We start from the raw sequence: 18,749 nt of genomic DNA, 5'->3' as shown, positions 1-18,749 counted from the left end.
GGCGGCTCCGTACCGGAGCCGCCTCGCTTTTTTGCTATTTTACATCTTCTGTTTCTATCGCTTTTTCGCTAATAAATCGGTGTATGTGTGTTAGCTTTTCCATGGCTACCTTTATGGAAGCTATATTTTCTACGGTGAGCACCAGGTGTTTTTCGGTTTCGCGCAAGTACATGCCACCTTTAAACTGCTGCACGTACGTGAGTATTTTAGAGAAGGTATCTGAGGAGTAGAATACAGCTGTTTGGTTTTCTATAAAGTAGCATTTAAGTTGTTTGTTTTTTAGAATAATGCGCTCCATACCTAATTGTGTTGCCAACCATTTTACTCTAACGGCATTGAATAATTCTAAAACTTGGTGTGGTACTTTTCCAAAACGATCGTTTAGTTGCGCGCGAAATTTTTCTAAACCCGATTCATCTTTTACTTCGTTTAGCTCGCGATATAGGAGCATTCTTTCGGTATTACTTTTTACATAATTATCGGGAATAAGCATTTCTAAATCTGTTTCTATGGCACAGTCGCGGGTGTATTCGCGGGAGTGTGCCAGTTCTTCTTGGTATAGCTCTTTAAAGTCAGATTCTTTGAGTTCACGAACAGCTTCGTCTAGTATTTTCTGATATACTTCCATGCCAATTTCGGCAATAAAGCCACTTTGTTCACCTCCCAATAAATTTCCTGCTCCTCGTATATCTAAATCGCGCATGGCTATATTAAAGCCGCTACCCAGTTCACTAAATTCTTCGATAGTTTTTAGGCGTTGTTTAGATTCGTTTGAAAGGGTGCTGAGCGGTGGCGAAAACAGGTAACAAAATGCTTGTTTATTGCTTCTGCCTACCCTGCCACGCAGTTGGTGCAAATCGCTCAAGCCAAACTGGTGGGCATTGTTTATGATAATAGTATTGGCATTGGGAATATCAATACCGCTTTCAATAATATTGGTGCTGAGCAATACATCGAACTCGCGGTTTATGAAGCGCATAATTACTTCTTCTAATTGCTCACCTTCCATTTGCCCGTGTGCTACGCCAATATCTACATTGGGTACAATTTTTTGCAGCATCAGTTTTACTTCGGCAATGTCTTTTACCTTATTGTGAACAAAGAATACTTGTCCGCCACGGTAAATTTCGCGCTCCATAGCTTCGCGAATAATATCGGGGTCGAGCGGATGCACTTCGGTAACTACGCCTTGCCTGTTGGGAGGTGGTGTGTTTATGATGCTAAGGTCGCGTGCGCCCATCATGCTAAATTGTAGTGTGCGCGGAATGGGCGTGGCGGTGAGGGTAAGCGAGTCTATGTTTGATTTTAATTCTTTGAGCGTTTCTTTTACACCTACTCCAAATTTTTGCTCTTCGTCAATTACCAGTAATCCTAAATCTTTGAATTTTACGCGCTTGCCCACCAGTGCGTGTGTGCCAATAATAATGTTGGTTTTGCCTTCTTCTAGCCGCTTTAGCGTATCGGTTTTTTCCTTTGCGGTTTTAAAGCGGTTGAGGTAATCTACTTCAATAGGAAATTCGCTTAAGCGTTCTTTAAAGTTTTTATAGTGCTGCAATGCAAGAATGGTGGTGGGCACGAGTACGGCAACTTGTTTTCCATCGCAGGCGGCTTTAAATGCTGCGCGTATGGCCACTTCTGTTTTGCCGAAACCCACATCGCCACACACCAATCTGTCCATTGGGTGAAGTGCCTGCATATCGCGTTTTACATCTTCGGTAGCTTTGGCTTGGTCGGGAGTATCCTCATAAATAAAGCTTGCTTCGAGTTCGTTTTGTAAATAACCATCGGGCGAAAATTGAAAGCCCTTTGCCGATTTTCTTCGGGCATACAGTTGAATGAGATCGAAGGCAATTTCTTTAATTTTCTTTTTTGTTTTTTTCTTAAGGTTTGCCCAGGTATCGGTGCCGAGTTTGTTTACGCGTGGTGGGTCGCCATCTTTGCCTATATACTTAGAAATTTTGTGAAGTGATTGAATGCCCACATACAGAATATCGTTTCCGGCATAAATAAGCCGAACGGTTTCTTGTGCTTGCCCGTTTATTTCAATCTTTTCAAGCCCGGAATATACGCCCACACCGTGGTCTATATGTGTTACAAAATCGCCCGGTTTTAACTCTCGAATGGTTTTCATGAGCATGGCCTTGTCTCCGGAAAAGCCTTGGCGCAGATTGTATTTGTGGTATCGGTTAAAGATTTGGTGATCGGTGTAGCAAGCAATTTTTAGGTCATCGTCTATAAACCCACTGTGTATGCCGCTGTAAATGGGTGTAAATGGAACGTTGGCTTTAAGGTCGTCAAAAATAGCATAGAAGCGCTCAATTTGTTTGGGGTTTTCTGCAAAAATAAAGTTGGTGATTGGCGCTTCGGCATTGGCTTTTAAATCGCTAATGAGTAGGTTGAAATTTTTGTTGAAGGAGGGTTGTGGCTTAGCATGAAACTCGAATTTTTCTTTGGCATTAAAGAAGGAATTTCGACCAAATTCTATAAGGTGAAATTGGCGGATGTTGTTGAGAAAATCGGCCTCGGAAAGGAATACTTTTGCGGGGCTTCCTTCGCGCAGCGGATGTTTTTCGTGCAGTTGCGAAACACCTTTTTGAAACAGCGTTTCTGCTTTATTCATGAGGGTGTTTAGTATGTTTAGAACAGATTGTACATCTTTTATCCAAACAATAGTGTTGGGTGGAAGTGCTTCGAAAACGGCTGTTTTCTTTTCGTTGGTAAAATGGGTTTGTATGTTGGGAACAATACTTACTCTTTCTATTTTTTTCTGCGATAGTTGCGATATGGGGTCGAAAGTGCGAATGCTTTCTATATCGTTTCCAAACAGTTCTATTCTGTAAGGAAATTCGTTTCCAAAAGAATAGATATCTACAATGCCGCCTCTAATGCTAAATTGCCCCGGTTCATATACAAAATCAACTCTTTCAAATTCAAACTCTACCAATAGGTCTATGGCAAAGTCCACATCGAATTTTTCACCTGTTTTGAGGTGGAGTGTTTGCTTGGTAAGTTCTTCGGCTTTTACTACTTTTTCGAAAAGAGCTTCGGGGTAGCTTACTATTAATTCTGCACGGCTATTGGGGTTGGTAATTCGGTTGATGGTTTCGGTGCGCAGCAATACGTTGTTGTTGTTTAGTTCATCTAATTGCTGGGGGCGTTTAAACGAATCGGGGAAGAAGAAAATATCTTTCTTTTCTAAAAGAGTCTGTAAGTTATTTTGAAAGTAGGCTGCTTCTTCTTTCTCACTTAAAATAAAAAGATGGTTTGCATTTGAGTGATGGAAAATACCTGCTGCAACAAAAGCATCCATAGAGCCTACCAGTCCTTTTAAGAATAAATCGGAAGGTTGGGAAGTTTGGAGTGCTTGTGCAATTTTTTGTATGGTGGGGTGTTGCTGGTAAGCGGTTGTAATATGCTGGATGTTGTTCATGGCTAAAAACGCAAAAGGCGCTTATAGGCTCTGTGTTCATACAAAACCTGCAAGCGCTGAAATTTGTAGGCAAATGTAGAATTTAGTATAGTTTTTATTCTAAATTCTTTCAAAAAAGACCCGTAAAATCGGCAGAAAATGGTAGTGTGCAGAAAATTATTGGCTGTGGCTTACCCACCATTTGTATAAACCGTTCATCTATCCGATATTACGCCCCGCTTTAAGCATTGAAAAAACATGAAAAGAAATCTACTTGCAATGATGTTGTTTTTATGTGCAACCTATTTGGTGGCACAAGAGCAAAATGCATCTTTGAGTGAGGCTGCCAAGTTGGAAAAGTTGAAAGGTACTTTTACTATCGTTACCTACCATCGTGCATACGAGGTGCCTTCTAATCTTTCTGAGATTATTGAAAAGAACCGATTGGCAGATAAACAGAATATTGTTGAGTTATCTCAGGGAGTTAGTTTGGTGATATATCCGGCTACCCAACTTACATTAAAAGAGCAAAAAGGAAAATAGTGAAATGAGACTACTAATTGGTGTATTGTTAATGTTCTTGGTAAGCGTTGTAAGTGCGCAAACTCCCGCAAACGATGATTGCGTGAATGCAACGCCCATAGTAATTCCCTCGGGAGGAAGTATTTGTGTGAATGGTACTCTAACGGGTGCCACCGATGATGGTGTGTATGCCGTAAATTGTGAACGCTCAGGTGCAAGCGAAGTTTGGTTTGCATTTGTGGCAACCGGTTCAAACAATACAATTACAGTAAGCCCAACAGGCACACCGGCAGCACAAAGGTTAGCATTGGTGTTGCGATCCGATTCTTGCGAAGGTGCCATAAGTACTTGCGATTCATCACTTACTGCCAATGGAAGTGTATCGCTGAGTTGGGTATTTACTCCCGGAAAAACGGTGTATATTTCGGTTTCTTCTAATTCAAATAGCGGTGGTGGTTTTGAAGTGTGTGTAAATTCCATTCAGCAGCCTCCGGTGGGTGGAAAAGATTGCACTACTGCAGAGTTGCTCTGTAATAAAAACAGTTTTACATCTGCTATTGGTGCGGGTTCCAATGGGTTCCAGCCTCCATGCTTTGCCCAACCACTGCAACGGCCAATTATTTACAAGTTTACGGTTGGTGTTTCCGGATTATTAAATTGGAGAATAACACCTACTTGCACTACCAATCCAAACACAACAGAATTCGACTGGTCTGTATATGATATTACCAACGGATGTCCGGGAACTTTGGTAAAGTGTAATTACAACTATACCGGAACTTTTTTTACGCCATCTATTACTTCGCCTCAAGGTATGCAGGGTGGTGTGGGTGCCAATAATACAGGATGTACCACCTCTCCACCGGGAACTGTAGCCGGAGAGATATGTAGTGGCTCTATGGTTACGGCAGGTAATACGTATGTAATTTATATTGATCAATATACCAACAACAGTAATTGTACCATTGCTTTCGATTTTACCGGAAGTACTTTTGAAATGGCACCTTTGGCACGATTTGCACTTTCAGATACCGTTGGTTGCAATAGTGTAACCACTACATTTACAAACAACAGTGTTCAGGGTTCTACCTATGTGTGGAATTTTGGAGATGGTACCAGCTCTACCGCTACCACACCACCTGCCAAAACATATTCAACTCCGGGAACTTACTTGGTTTCGTTAACAGCAACCTCCGTTTCGGGATGTGTGAGCGTAGCCACCAAAACAGTAGTGGTAAAAGAATTGCCTACCGTAACAGTAAACAACGATACTATTTGTACAGGAAGCGGATTACAAGCCACACTTACTGCCACACCTTCGGCAACAGGAGGAACTTATGCGTGGACTCCGGGCGGGCAATCTTCGGCAAGTATTTCAGTGCAGCCTGCTATTTCAACCACTTACACTGTTACCTATAATTTGAATGGGTGCAGTGCTACAGCTACAGGTCGTGTTACAGTTGCTACGGCTAATTTTACTGTAGATGCACAGCGCGATACCGTTATTTGTGGAAGCCAAAGTACCAGACTTACGGCAGTGCCTTCTGTGCCGGGAACTTATACTTACCGTTGGTCGCCACCAATAGCCTTAAATGATACTACTATTGCCAATCCAATTGCATCACCCAATATTACAACTAGATATACTGTAACAGTACGCAGCAGCCAAGGTTGTGCAGCCACCGATACTGTATTGATTGGTGTGGTTGGGCAAGGACCTTCGGTAAAGGCAATTGCTACTCCGGCTTTAATTTGCCCGGGAGAGCAATCTGTTTTGAGTTTTATTCTTGAGCCTAAAAACTGTGGGGTAAATAATAGTTTACTGGGAACAGGCTCTACCACTGTTATTGGAGATGTTGGAACTGCAACCGGTTTACAAGGTGGTAATCCTACGACCGGACCTACGGTTTATGGGAATTTTATTCAAAGTACACGCAACCAGTATTTATATAGAGCAAACGAGCTGGCAGCGGCATTGGGAACCGGAGGGCGGATTACGGCTGTTGGTTTTTTTATAGGTCAGTTTAATAGCAATGCATCGTTGGAGCAATTTACTATTAAGATGGCATGTACCAACGATACTGTTTTGAATCAGTTTTCTAATGTTGGTTTACAAACCGTTTATGGTCCTGTAAGTTATGTGCCACTAAATACACCAGTAACAGGATTAAACCTGCATAACCTCGCTAACTTTTTTGATTGGGATGGGCAAAGCAATATTATTGTAGATGTATGTTGGGCAAATACCACCAATGGAAATGCTAATAATAAGGCTCGCGTAACACCCACTGCCTACAATAGTGTGGTGTATTCAGGGGCAAATACATCGCAGTGCGGTATAACCGGAGGTACAGCTTCCACCCAGCGTCCGAATACACACTTTATTAAAGGCACACAAGGTTACGATTCGCTTTCGTGGGTGCCTAATACGGGCATCAATGCGGTATCTAACAGAACGGCACTTAGCCCAACTGCAAACCCTGTTTACACACAATCTTATACTATAAACGTGTATAATAAAGGTTGTGTAGGTTCCGATGTAGTAACAGTTACCGTAGATACTTCATTAAAAATAAAAGCAGGAAACGATACTATAATATGCCCGGGAGGAACTGCACAATTGAATACAACTGTTACCGGAAATTTAGGCCCTGTTACTTATAGTTGGTCGCCAGCAGGAACATTAAATAATGCTGCCATTGCAAATCCACTGGCCACTCCGGTAAGCACCACACCTTATATTGTAGTTGCCACCAGCAGCGGTTGCCAAGCAAGAGATACCGTGAATGTAACTATCAATCCACCTTCGGTTGCAGTATCGGGAACTAATGTTTCATGTTTTGGTGGTGCAAATGGTACTGTTGCAGCCAATGCCACAGGAGGCAGTGGTACTTATTCATACACATGGAGTAATAGTGCAGGCAATGTAGCTTCGCAAAATGGTTTGGCAGCAGGTACTTATACTGTTACTGTAAGCGATGCAAAAGGTTGTACCGCAGTGGGAAGTTATACTATAACGCAGCCTACTCAGCTTACGGTTGCTCAGCAAGCACTCGGTAATGTATTATGTAATGGCGGTAATTCGGGTTGGGTTTCTGTAGCTGTAAATGGCGGTACTGCCAACTATAGTTTTACATGGAATCCGGCTAATGCCAATAACGATACTATTCAAAATTTAACGGTAGGTACATACCAACTTACAGTTACCGATGCCAATAATTGTACTGCTACCGGAAGCTATTCTATTACAGAGCCAACTGCACTTACATTTGGAACAGCAGCTACTAAAAATATTCGTTGCCGAAACGGAAGCGATGGTTTTGTAACTATTTCGGTAAGTGGCGGCACGGGTACTTATACTTATGGTTGGAGTCATAATGCAGGATTAAACAGCACTACTGCCAATAATATTCCGGCAGGTACATATACTACCACTGTAACCGACCAAAATGGCTGTACTGCAACGCAAACCAACACACTTACCCAGCCAGCCAATGGTATGTCTTTTAATGCTTTTACCATAACTAATGTAACGTGCTTTGGTGGAACCGATGGCAGCGTTACTGCTAACCCTACCGGAGGTTTGCCGCCATATTCTTACCAATGGAGCGTTGCCGGCAGCACCAATCAAATTTCGGGTGTAGCTGCAGGAACATATCGCGTTACTGTAACGGACGATAGTCTTTGCACAGCCATAGATTCGGCAGTGGTAACACAGCCGCAGCAAGTAACAGTTACAGGTGTAGTAACCGATGTAAGTTGCTTTGGCGGCAGCGATGGCCAAATTACGGCTAATGCCACACCAGCTGCTGTGCCATATACTTATGCATGGAGTAATGGCGGTAGTGGTGCCACTATTACGGGTTTACCAATAGGGGCTTATACGGTTACTGCTACCAACCAAAGTGGTTGTACGGGAACAGCAACCTTTAATATCGTTGAGCCTGCCCAATTGGTTTTAAACCAACCAACCATTGTAGATGTAAGTTGTTTTGGAGGAAACAATGGAAGTATTACGGCTAACCCAAATGGAGGAACGCCTACCTATAGTTTTACATGGAGCAATAATGCTTCTAATACGAACGCACTAAACGGAAACCTAACAGCAGGAACTTATCAGGTAACTGCCACCGATTCTAAGAACTGTACCGTAACCGGCAGCTACACGGTAGCGGAACCAACGCAGTTGGTATTTACACAACCTGCTACTGTAGTAAATATCCTTTGCCATGGTGCTGCCACGGGCTCTATTGCCGTAAGCGTAAGTGGTGGAACTCCCAGTTATAGCTATAATTGGGGTGGTACTTTACCTAACCAATCTTCGCAGAGCAATATTCCGGCAGGGAATTATTCTGTGGTAGTAACAGATGGTAAAGGGTGTACCATAAGCGATAATTTCGTTCTTACTGAACCAACTGCCATTCAATTACAAACGCAGGTGGCAAATAATGTTACTTGCGGTGGTGGCAGCGATGGAAAAGTATATGTTACGGCAGTTGGCGGTGTGGGTAATTACACGTATATGTGGAGCAATGGAAGCGCTACAGATACCGCTTCTAATCTTTCTGCCAATACAGTTTATACAGTAACCGTTACCGATGGCAACCAATGTACACAAACAGCAACTGCCACGGTAACAGAGCCTGTGCCGGTAGTTACCAATCCATTTGTTACCAATGTACGTTGCTTTTTGGGAAGCGATGGAAGTATTGATGCTAATCCATCGGGAGGAACACCTCCATACACCTTTAGCTGGGATAATGGCGCAGCAACGCAGGTAATCACCAACCTTATTGCAAATGCCTATGCGTGTACCGTTACCGATGCAAACGGATGCTCTACCACGTTTAGCAATGTGGTAAGCCAACCCGGTTTGTTGCAAGCATCGGCAGTTGGTATTCCGGAATCGTGTGTGGGCACGGGCGATGGCAAAATTGCCATGTCGGCAATTGGTGGTACTACACCATATTCTTTTGCATATACCAATGGTTCTTCTGTAATTCCTGTAAATGGCGATTCTGCGTTCAATTTAATTCCTGCTTCGTATTCTGTAATTGTTACCGATGCCAATAACTGTACTGCAAGTACTTTGGTAAATGTGGGGGCACCCGAAGTAGATGTGTATGCTGCCTATGCCGATTCTACTTCTTGCTATGGTAGCGAATATAAAGATGGAAGAATTCGGGTGATGGGGCTAACGGCTTTTAATGCGCCATACCAGTTTAAGTTAGATGATGGTGCCACTTTTTCTAGCACTGGAGTATTTGAAAATTTAAATGCAGGCATGCATAAAATTTATGCCGTAAATAATTTTGGTTGCGATACTACTTTTATGATTGAAGTGCCGGAACCACTGCCTGCCAGTGTGGATATTGTACCCGATGACACCACTATTTTGCTGGGTAATACCATACAGTTGGCAGGATACTTAAAGCCATATCCCGAAAATGCCATTACTGCCTATATGTGGTCGCCTTCTACGGGATTGAGTTGTATAGATTGCTACAATCCGGTTGCGCAGCCATATAGAGATAATGAGTATCGGCTAACTATTTATTACAATAAAGGCTGTTTTGCTTCTTCATCGGTGCGGATACAAATTGATAATAACCTTGAACTTTTTGTGCCGAACTTATTTTCGCCCAATGGCGATGGTGCCAACGATAAGTTTGAAATTTTTGGCTTTGGCATAGGAGATTTTAGGCTTAAAATTTTTAACCGCTGGGGCGAAAAAGTTTTTGAATCTACCAACCAATACGAATCTTGGGATGGTTCTTACAAGGGCGTAATGCAAAATCCTGATACTTACACCTATGTGTTGCAAGTGGTGTATCTAGATGGAAAAGAAACATTGCGCAAGGGTACTGTAACCTTAGTTCGCTAAGGTTTTTCACCCATTTTTTAAATGGTAATGTAAGAGTTGGTAAACAGGTGCTTTATCTACCGTTCCTAATTGTGCATTGAAGGTATTGGCTACCTCCTGCAGTTCATTTTTAAAATGAAAAGCTAATGAGCCAACAAAGTGAATAGGCACTTGTTGGTAGTTAGGATAGCAGGCTACGTGATATTTAAAAAACTGCGAAAATCCTTGTTTTACTAATTCGCTTATGTATGCTTCATCTTCCGATTCCGATAGTGCTTTTGCAAACGATGCCAAGTAAACATTGGCATGCGGTTCGCGATATACTCTTTGGAAAACGGTTTCTTTTTCTACGCCATATTTTTCTTGAAGCAGACGGGTGGTTTTGGGAGGCAGTAAATGGTATAGATATTGTTTCAGCAGTTCTTTTCCAAACCAACTACCGCTGCCTTCATCGCCTAATACATAGCCAAGAGCAGGTACATTTTCAGTAATTGTTTTTCCATCGAAATAGCAAGAGTTGGAGCCTGTGCCAATAATACAACTAATACAAGGTTCGTTGCTAAATGTGGCATAAGCAGCTGCTTTTAAATCGTGATCTATCACAATTTCGGCCGAAGGAAAAAAAGTGCGAAGCGCATTGGCTACAATGGCATTTCTGCTTTGGCTGCTGCATCCGGCACCATAGAAAAATACTTTTGTTACTTGTGCGCAAATTTGCAGTAAGTCATTGCTTTCTTGCAATGCTGTATGTATGCTTTCTGTGGTATGAAACTGCGGATTAAAACCTATGGTTTCAATAAGTTGTTTGGTTTGGGTAAGCCATTGAGTTTTAGTAGATCCGCTATCTGCGCAAAGTATCATGTGTTTATGTTTGGAGCAATAATAATAGGAGTTTAGTTTATCTTGTTACAAAGCTTTAAGTAAGCAGAGAAGTTGTATATTTGCCTAAACCATCATACATGAAAAAATTTTTATTGCCTATACTTTTACTATTCAGTATGGCAGCTTGTACAAAGAAAGAAGGGGGTGAAGATTCTTGCCCGCAAGTTGATTTTAGTGTTGCTGTAGAAAATACACAAGCTAATTTGAATATATACCAAACGGCTTATACTACGTATGAAGTTGAGTACGGTATATCGGGCTTTATTAAGGGTAATGGAACTGTAAAAACCATTTCTGCCACACGTCCGGTAATTGAAAATTTAGATTATGGCACTTACGATGTTTACCTTAGAGCCGTTTGCGGCAATGAAAAAGGTGCATGGTCTAATGCACAAGTGTTTGTAATTGATGGCTCTACCAGTACTTGTGCTAATCCGAGTATCTTAGAAGCAGAATTTACCAGCAGTGTGGCAGAGCTTAGTTGGTATGCTTCTAATGATTATTTTGATGTTCAATACGGCCCTACCGGTTTTAAAATTGGCGAAGGTGAGCTAATAAGAACCAATAACAAATATACTACACAAGCAGTTTTGAATGCTAACACTACTTACGATTTTTATGTAAGAGGAAACTGTGGTGGAAGTAAATATAGCAAGTGGGCAGGCCCTAAGAGTTTTCATTGTCCCCAGAACTACAATCAAGGTGCAGGGTTGTGTTTAATGCCTTCAAATTTATATGCATACAAAGTAAACAGCATGGAGATTAACTATAGCTTTAATGCTAATGGAGGTGTTTTGTTTGAGTATTCATTTTCATCTTCATCAACCAGTAGAGGCAATATTTTATCGGGTACACAAACCAGTGGAACTGTTGCTATTTCAAACGGTTCGTCTAGCGTAAGTTATTTTTGGGTGCGTGCAAAATGCAGCGATGGCTCGTTTACCAACTGGGCAAAAACGGCTATATAAAAAAGTAGGAATTATCGTATTTCGTGATTGCGAATAGCCTTGTAAACAATATGTTGCAACTTGGTTCGCAAGTTCATTTTTACTAATTTATTGTTTGAAGCAGCAGGGTAAACTCTATTGCTCAAAAACACAAACACAGTTTTGGTATCGGGGTCTGCCCAAGTGCAAGTGCCGGTAAAACCCGAATGCCCAAAAGCACTAAGCGGAGTATTTTCGGAGCAAGGGCTTGGTTTGTTTTCATCGCCTTCAGGTTTATCGAAGCCCAATGCTCTGCGCGAGTTGGTTCCTAATTTTTTGGTGAAGAGTGCTACGGTAGAAGGCTTTAAAAAGTGTACATTGTTATAGCTGCCTTTATTGATTAGCATCTGCATTACGGCTGCTACATCCATAGCGTTAGAAAAAACTCCTGCGTGCCCGGCTACACCGCCCATCATGGCAGCACCAGGGTCGTGCACAAAGCCGTGAATTACTTGCTTGCGGAAGGAGGTGTCAATTTCGGTAGGAATGAGGCGCAATATATCAAAGCGGTTTAAGGGCAGGTATCCGATTCTGCTCAATGCCATTGGTTCGTAGAAAGTTTTTTGCACATAATCCTGTAGCGGCATACCCGAAATTTTTTCTACCAATTTTTGAAGAATGTAGAAATTTAAATCGCTATACACATAGCTGGGTTTGGTGCTTACCGGAGCGTGTATAATTTGGTGCCACATGGAGTCTTTATAGTCGGCACGCATAAATAGGTTTTCGGCTACGGGAATAGAAAATATACTGTCTTTTACTTCTTTAAAAACTAAATGGAAATCGTATGCATCTTTAAATGCGTCATGAAATTTTATGAAAGGTTTCAAACCGCTTTGGTGCAGCAGCAAGTTGCGAATCATAATATTTTTTATGGTAGCATCGGCAGGCAAGTCGAGGTACTCGTTTACCGATTTGGTGAGGTCAATTTTTCCTTCATCGTATAGTTTCATTATAGCAAGCGTGGTAGAGAGAATTTTTGTGAGCGAAGCCACATCAAACAAATCTGTGGTACTAACTTTTTGCGAAGATTCATAAGTGGGGTTGCCGTAAGCGCGGTTAAGAATAACCTTGTTTTCGTGCGTAACTACCAATTGGCAACCTGGCATTGCATGTGCAATAAGTGCATCTAAAATTTCATCGCCAATAGGTTGTAAATCGAGTGGGTCTATACCTGCAGCGGCAGGCACAGAGAACTGTAAGCGCACGGGTTTTTCAATTTTAAATCCGGTTCCTGCAGTAAAGTTTCCTACGGTAACGGGTAGTGTGCCGCTTACCGGAATAGCTCCCATTAAAGCATTGGCAGCAGCGCGCTGTGCAGCATCGTTTTCATCGTATGCTACAATTGCAGTTCTAATATTGGGGAAACTGCCAAGCAGGTATGCATTGCCCGGAATTATCAAAATTACTTTGGTAGTGGCAGCCAATTTGTTTACAAACGCCACGGTTTGTTGCGATACATTGTAATTTTTGGAAGGCAGTCTGCCTAGACCATGCAGGCTAATTACTACCGCATCGTATGGCGCAAGGGTATCAAAGAGTGTTTGGTATCGATTGGTGTGGGTATCGTTTTCTACTGTAAATTCATCTACTTCTAACCATTGCCTGAGTATGTTTTGAAAGGTGCTTGGCTTAGTGGTTTTTATGCCCACAGTGGCTATTCTTTTTAAGTGCTCTTTGGTGTTTAATGGAATTAAAGAATCGGAGTTGGCAGCAATGGTTACAGCTTGTTCAAACAATTTTTCTTGTGTGTTTGCATAGTTGAAATCGTTTAAATCATTTGCCAAACCTTCGCTGTTGATTGGCGTGAATGTGTGTAAGCCAAGTAAATATTTATACGATAGAATCCGCTTTACTCTATTTTCTAGTTCTTGCTCTTTTACAAAGCCGCTATCTATAGCTGCACGAATTTTTGAAATACCTTGTACGCAGTTTTCGGAAAATACCAATACATCGTTTCCCGCAATAAAAGCTAAAGAATCTACCACGCCAGGTTGAAAGTATTTACTTACACCTTTCATGTTTAGCGCATCGGAAAATACCAGTCCTTCATAACCCATTTGATTGCGTAAAAGCTCTGTGGTTATTTTGGGCGAAAGTGTTCCGGCTATTCTGCTCGAAGTGTCTAATTGTGGCAAATACAAATGTGCTACCATTACACTGCCAACATGTTCTTTAAATATTTTTCGGAATGGAAACAGTTCTGTTTCTTCTAATTGTTGTAGCGATTTATTGATAACCGGAAGGTCGTAATGCGAGTCGGTTTCTGTGTCGCCATGACCCGGAAAATGCTTGGCACAAGCCAATATTCCTTGGCTTTGCATACCGCGCATGTATTGGATGGCTTTGTCTGTAACTTTATATTTATTCTCTCCGAAACTTCTATCGTTTATTACCGGATTTTTGGGGTTGTTGTTTACATCTACGCTGGGTGCAAAATTTACATGAATACCCATGCGTTTGCATTGCTTGCCAATTTGTTTACCCATTTCAAAAATTAGTTCGTTGTGAGCCAAAGCGCCCAATGCCATTTGTTTTGGATATACAATGGTGCTGTCTATGCGCATAGAAAGTCCCCACTCGCCATCAATGGCAACCATTACTTTTACTTTGGCTGCTTCCTGTATTTTATTGGTCCAGTTTACTTGAGCCGTTGGGTTGCCTTTAAAGAATATTACACCACCGGCTTTGCCTTCGCTAATAAGGCGCAAAACGGTATCCATATTGTAATCTTTTCCGGCTGTGTAAGCTGGCAGCATAAAGCATTGTGCTATGCGCTCATCTAGCGTAAGCTGCTCGTAAACAGAATCTACCCAATGCTTGCAGGCCTTGTTGGTATTCCAATGGCTAAAGTAGTCTTCTTGTGCGGGCAATAAATTTGGAATAAGGCACAAAAAGAATGCCATCCCAAACCCAATACGAACCAATATATTTTTATGCATAACTATATAGCTTCAAAACACAGAAAAGAAAACCATTTATTTGTGTCATTATCTACACATAAAATGTGCGATGACTAAACACCCAAAAAGTTTAGCGAACAACAAACGGTTACATGAATTGTTGGAAGAAAAATACCACCAGTTTAATACGCTCACGTTTATAGAAGACGACCCTATTCAAATTCCGCATCAATTCACTAAACTGCAAGATATTGAAATTGCAGCGTTTTGGACAGCTATGTTGGCATGGGGCAATAGAAAATCTATCATAAATGCTGCTCAGAAACTAATGGCGTGGATGGATAATGCACCACACGATTTTGTATTGCATCATACTCAAAAAGACCTGAAACCGTTTTTGCAGTTTAAACACAGAACTTTCAATGCAACCGATGCACTTTATTTTATTGAATTTTTCAAGCAGCATTACACGGCACATCATTCATTAGAAGATGCTTTTTTGTGGCACACAAAAAATGTAAAAGATAAAGTGTCGCGCCATTTAACAGAGTGGCGGCTGGAAAATTTTCACCATTATTTTTTTTCGTTGGAAGAAGCTCCTTTGCGTACCCGAAAGCATATTGCAACACCCGAAAGAAAGAGTACCTGCAAGCGCCTGAATATGTTTCTGCGTTGGATGGTTAGAAGCGATAAGCATAAAGTAGATTTTGGATTATGGCACAATATTAAACCATGCGATTTACTTTGCCCTTTAGACGTACATGTAGAAAATGTTTCTAGAAAATTAGGACTAATTCAACGCTCGCAGCGCGATTGGCAAACTGTTTTAGAGTTAACGGAAGTGTTGAAAATGTTTGATCCAAACGATCCTGTAAAGTACGATTTTGCACTCTTTGGAATGGGTGTGAGTGAGAAAATAAATACCCGAAAATTCTTGAAATAAACACAACTCATGCAAACAGATATTCAAACTCAATTGGCAGAAAATTTTGAGATAAACCCACAACTGCTGCCTGCAGCAACACTGAGCGAAAGTGAGCAATGGCAGCAGTTTAGAGCGCTGCTCATTGCCAGAATAGAAGAGCTTGCTTCGCGCAACATGGAGCATTTAATGTGGTTGCTTTATCGGGTAGATGTGAACGAAAAAAAATTGAAAGAGGAACTGCTAAAGCATCCGCAAGATGGCTTTGCAGCAGTAATGGCAGATGCAATTATTGAGCGCGAAATTCAGAAAGCTGCCACCAGAAAGCAGTTTTCTAACGAGGGTGAAGATTGGAGTTTTGATGTATAAGCGAAGTAAAATTTGCTCAATTGCATTGTATGCATCTAATTGCAGCCAATTCTTATTAAACAACATATTTGCACCGCAGCAACTATACTTTTACTAAAACAAATAATTGTAAGCATGACAGCATTTAAAAATGTAAGCTGGGTGGAGGTTTCAGAAAACTCAGATTTTACTTGGCACAACCTTCCCTACGGAATTTTTAAAACAGCAACACACACACCACGTGCCGGAGTTGCCATTGGTAGTTTTATTTTAGACTTGGCCGTATTAAGTGCTGCAGGTAAATTCAGTGGTATTGTAAAAGACGTTCAGGTATTTTCTAAAACTACTTTGAATGAATTTATAGCATTAGGGAAGCCAACTACCAATAAAGTAAGGCAGCGTATTCAAGAATTACTGCACGAAGAAAATACTGAGCTTAAAAACGATATTGCACTGCGCGAGCAAGCATTTGTAAACCAAAGCGATGCTCAAATGCTGCTGCCTATTCATATTCCCAACTATACAGATTTTTATTCGAGCATAGAGCATGCAACCAATGTGGGCAAATTGTTTCGTCCCGATAATCCGTTAATGCCTAATTGGAAGCATCTTCCGGTTGGTTATCATGGCAGAGCCTCTTCAATTGTGGTAAGTGGCACGCCAATTCGCAGGCCAAAAGGGCAAACCAAAGCCGATGATGCTGCAATGCCTTCTTTTGGTGCTACTAAAGCACTGGATATTGAACTCGAAATGGCTTTTGTAGTGGGTAAAGAAACCATGCTGGGCGAAAGTGTTTCTACTGCCGTGGCAGAAGATTATATTTTTGGTTTGGTAATCTTCAACGATTGGAGCGCGCGCGATATTCAGCGATGGGAATATGTGCCGTTGGGTCCTTTCCTTGGTAAAAACTTTGGTTCCACCATTTCTCCGTGGTTAGTGCCGTTAGAAGCCTTGCAAGCAGTGCGTACGGCATCGCCCGTACAAGAGCCGGAAGTGTTGCCATATTTGCAACAGCAAAGCGGTAATGCCAATTTCGATATACACCTGGAAGTAACGCTTACCACAGCTTCGGGAACTTCTATGGTAATTTCAAACAGCAACACCAAATACTTGTATTGGAGTATTCGCCAGCAGTTGGCACACCACACTGTAAACGGATGTAATATTCAAGTGGGCGATGTATATGCGAGTGGCACTATTAGCGGTCCTACTTCGGATTCTTTAGGCTCTTTGTTGGAACTTACCGAAGGTGGAAAAAAATCGTTGCACTTGCCCGATGGCACCGAAAGAAAATACCTGCAAGATGGCGATACTATTACTATACGCGCTTTTGCAGAGAAAAATGGTATTCGCATTGGCTTTGGTACTTGCGTAGGTTCTATTCTGCCCGCACATAGTTAAGATGTGGAAAACCTCTGCGCTGTATAGCCGGAAAAAATTAAATTCGATGAGCGAGTTTTAACGATTCCTTCATTTCATTTACGTTAATTTCACAACATGTTTGAAGAAGAATTTAACAGCCCCGATTTTGGTGAAATCATTGAATTGATTCAGCAATATGAAGCTGCAATGCAAACAAACACAGCACCTCATTTTGATGAAGAAAGTTTTGAAAAAATAATCTTGTATTATCAGGACAACCGCGAGTTCAAAAAAGCAATGAATGTAATTGACAGTGCTATTGAACAATTTCCTTTTAGCGGTGAGTTTTTATTGAAAAAAGCCGAAGTATTTGCCGAACAAAACCGCTTAGACGATGCACTGGAATTTATTGGCTATGCCGAAGTGCTGGATCCTAGCGATGTACGTATTGCGCTTACTCGTGCCGATATCCTTTTGTTTAAAGGTGAGCACGAAGCCGCTTTGGCAGAAATAGAAAATGGGTTTAATCTGGCAGAAAGCGATGCCGACCGCTGCGAACTTTTTTTAGAAAAAGCAGATGTGTTTGAAGATAAAGAGCGCTATGCCGAAGTAATAGAAAGCCTGCAGCAAGCATTGCATTTTGAACCCGAGAACGAAGAAGCGCTCAATCGCCTTTGGTTTGCTTATGAACTTACCGAGCGCTACGATAATAGCATTGCTTTTCATAAAGCATTGATAGAAACCATGCCGTATAACCATTTGGCGTGGTTTAATTTAGGCCATGCCTATGCCGGAAAGCAAGATTGGAATAATGCACAAGATGCCTTTGAATACGTGGTTGCCATCAAAGAAGAATTTGATGCCGGATACATTTGCATTGCCGATGTATTATTCATGAAAGAAGAATATGCCACAGCACTTAATTTTTATCACGAAGCCATAAAAATTGGGAAGCCACAAAAGGAGCTTTATTTAAAAACAGGCGAGTGTTACGAAAAGGTAAACGATATTCCTAAGGCGCGAAACTTTATTCGCAAGGCAATTGCCATAGATCCGCATTATGCCGAAGCCTTTTACTTATTGGGCGAAACCTATAAGAAAGAAGAAAATTGGAGTCAAGCAATTTCGGCTTATGAAAGAGCCGTGAAGTTGAGCAAAGAAAATATAGACTACTTGCTTGGTTTGGCCGATGCATGTTTGCAAATAGAAGATATTGATAAAGCAGTAGCACTCTTTGAGCAAATTTTAGAAACCGATTCTAAGTTTAAAGGGCATTGGATAAACCTTGCAGCAGCTTATTATGAGTTGGAAGATTACGAAGCTGCATTTGCATTGCTAAAAGAAGCAGAAATAAAATTTGAAGGCGAGGCAGATATTATCTATATCAAAGCAGTATTTTACTATCAAGCAGGCATTAAACACGAAGCCATTCTTTCGTTAGAAAAAGCCTTGATGCTTAACTTCGATTTACACACCATTATTTTTGAATTGTTTGAAGAGCTAAAAGACGATGCTGTAATTCTTCAGGTAATAGAGCAATACAGAGATTAGC

10 protein-coding genes are annotated in these 18,749 nt (G+C 41.4%); 7 read left to right on the top strand and 3 right to left on the bottom strand.

The window, feature by feature from the left end; translation table 11 throughout:
- Positions 1–34: 34 nt before the first annotated feature.
- Positions 35–3,430, bottom strand: a complete 3,396-nt coding sequence (gene mfd / locus KF872_07245; GenBank protein ID MBX2903337.1) for a transcription-repair coupling factor — start codon at positions 3,428–3,430, stop codon at positions 35–37.
- A 237-nt stretch (positions 3,431–3,667) separates the two neighbouring features.
- On the opposite strand from mfd, the gene KF872_07240 reads away from it, so the two are divergent.
- Both KF872_07240 and KF872_07235 read left to right on the top strand, forming a co-directional pair.
- Positions 3,668–3,952, top strand: a complete 285-nt coding sequence (locus KF872_07240) for a hypothetical protein (GenBank protein MBX2903336.1) — start codon at positions 3,668–3,670, stop codon at positions 3,950–3,952.
- 4 nt (positions 3,953–3,956) lie between these two features.
- The gene (locus KF872_07235) at positions 3,957–9,815 is read left to right on the top strand and encodes a gliding motility-associated C-terminal domain-containing protein (GenBank protein ID MBX2903335.1); all 5,859 of its coding nucleotides are present in this window, start codon (positions 3,957–3,959) and stop codon (positions 9,813–9,815) included.
- Positions 9,816–9,821: 6 nt separating this feature from the next.
- On the opposite strand, the gene KF872_07230 is transcribed toward KF872_07235, so the two are convergent.
- Complete coding sequence (locus tag KF872_07230; GenBank protein MBX2903334.1) at positions 9,822–10,655, bottom strand: N-acetylglucosamine kinase; 834 nt, start codon at positions 10,653–10,655, stop codon at positions 9,822–9,824.
- 98 nt (positions 10,656–10,753) lie between these two features.
- Here KF872_07230 and KF872_07225 point away from each other — a divergent pair, with 98 nt between their 5' ends.
- Positions 10,754–11,644: a hypothetical protein gene (locus tag KF872_07225; protein ID MBX2903333.1), complete on the top strand. Its 891-nt coding sequence runs from the start codon at positions 10,754–10,756 to the stop codon at positions 11,642–11,644.
- 11 nt (positions 11,645–11,655) lie between these two features.
- Here the strand turns inward: KF872_07225 and KF872_07220 are convergent, their stop codons facing one another.
- Entirely contained in the window at positions 11,656–14,604 is a 2,949-nt protein-coding gene (locus tag KF872_07220; protein MBX2903332.1) for a serine hydrolase, read from the bottom strand.
- Positions 14,605–14,674: 70 nt separating this feature from the next.
- Here KF872_07220 and KF872_07215 point away from each other — a divergent pair, with 70 nt between their 5' ends.
- From KF872_07215 to KF872_07200, 4 genes are all read left to right on the top strand, one after another.
- Complete coding sequence (locus tag KF872_07215) at positions 14,675–15,508, top strand: TIGR02757 family protein (protein MBX2903331.1); 834 nt, start codon at positions 14,675–14,677, stop codon at positions 15,506–15,508.
- A 9-nt stretch (positions 15,509–15,517) separates the two neighbouring features.
- Complete coding sequence (locus KF872_07210; protein ID MBX2903330.1) at positions 15,518–15,856, top strand: hypothetical protein; 339 nt, start codon at positions 15,518–15,520, stop codon at positions 15,854–15,856.
- Positions 15,857–15,970: 114 nt separating this feature from the next.
- Positions 15,971–17,236: a fumarylacetoacetase gene (fahA, locus tag KF872_07205; GenBank protein ID MBX2903329.1), complete on the top strand. Its 1,266-nt coding sequence runs from the start codon at positions 15,971–15,973 to the stop codon at positions 17,234–17,236.
- Between the two features lie 96 nt (positions 17,237–17,332).
- Positions 17,333–18,748 carry a tetratricopeptide repeat protein gene (locus KF872_07200; GenBank protein ID MBX2903328.1) on the top strand — a complete coding sequence of 472 codons (1,416 nt, stop codon included), beginning with the start codon at positions 17,333–17,335 and terminating at the stop codon, positions 18,746–18,748.
- The last annotated feature ends 1 nt before the right edge of the window (position 18,749 follow it).

This window comes from Chitinophagales bacterium, from assembly GCA_019638515.1.
Lineage (GTDB): Bacteria > Bacteroidota > Bacteroidia > Chitinophagales > LD1 > UBA7692.
The sequence above is the reverse complement of the archived record's forward strand: the minus strand, read 5'-3'. Positions and strand labels throughout refer to the sequence as shown.